Origin of the sequence: Roseomonas sp. TAS13 (assembly GCF_001950415.1) — a bacterium.
GTDB classification, from domain to species: Bacteria; Pseudomonadota; Alphaproteobacteria; order Acetobacterales; family Acetobacteraceae; genus Roseomonas; species Roseomonas mucosa.
Genome location: NZ_BDLP01000714.1, coordinates 1 through 956 on the forward strand (window position 1 = coordinate 1; position 956 = coordinate 956).

Genomic DNA, 956 nt, shown 5'->3' on the forward strand with positions numbered 1-956 from the left:
CGTGCCCGTGGTCGTGCGGCGGGTGGCCGGCGCCGGAGTGGTGGCCGCAGCAGCCGGCGTCGCCGGGGCGGCAGCAGGATGCCTCGGTGGCGGAGGAGGGGCCGGGGCCGTGCCGGTGGCCGTGCGCCTGGTCGCTGGCCGGGGCGGGCGCCGGACGCGGGGGGAGGCGGCGGGCCTGGTAGCCCAGGGCGGCGAGGCTGCTTTCCACCTGGGCGGCCAGGGCCTCGGCCTGGATGCCCTTGGCGAGGGCGAGGCTGAGGCGCTCGGCGGTGAAGTTCAGCCGGGGGGAATGGACGCCCGGCAGGCGGGCAACGGCCTTCTCCACCTTGGCGGCGCAGGAGGGGCAGTCCATGCCCTGGACCCGCCAGGACAGGCGTTCCTCGCTTGTATCGGCTCCGGTCATCGCACCATCTTCCGCTCGTTCGGCCTGAAAGGTGGGACTTCCAGCGGCTGGAGGTTCAAGAGGCGATATGGCGGATTTCGGTGCGGGAGGCAGGCATGTCGGAACGGCGGGCGGCGGAAGGGAGCGGAATGCTGGCCATCGGTGAGCTGTCGCGCCGGACCGGGGTGAAGGCCACCACGATCCGCTTCTACGAGGCGGAGGGGCTGCTGCCGCCGGCGCTGCGGAGCGAGGGCGGCCACCGGGTCTTCGGCCTGGCGCATCTGCGGCGGCTGGGCTTCATCCGCCATGCGCGGGAGCTGGGCTTCGCCATGCCGGCGATCCGCGAGCTGCTGCACCTGGCGGAGCATCCGGGGCTGGACTGCACGGCGGCGCATGGCATCGCCCGGGCGCAAATGGCGGAGATCGACCGGCGCGTGGCGCGGCTGCTGGCGCTGCGGGCGGAGCTGTCGCGGCTGGCGGTGCCGGGGGATTGCGGGGTGACGGAGGATTGCCGGGTGTTGGAGACGCTGGCGGATTTCGGGCACGGGCATTGCGGCGATCCGCGCCATGGGGC

The 956-nt window shown here is 74.2% G+C and carries 2 protein-coding genes; one reads left to right on the top strand and one right to left on the bottom strand.

Features of this window, described 5'->3' with window-relative positions; all coding sequences use genetic code 11:
- Window positions 1-403: cation transporter (locus tag ROTAS13_RS25050; RefSeq protein ID WP_171979248.1), on the bottom strand; the 403-nt coding region annotated here is incomplete at its 3' end.
- Between the two features lie 128 nt (window positions 404-531).
- Between ROTAS13_RS25050 and ROTAS13_RS25055 the strand changes: the two genes are divergently transcribed.
- The coding region (locus tag ROTAS13_RS25055; RefSeq protein WP_075823708.1) for a helix-turn-helix domain-containing protein at window positions 532-956 on the top strand (425 nt) is incomplete at its 3' end.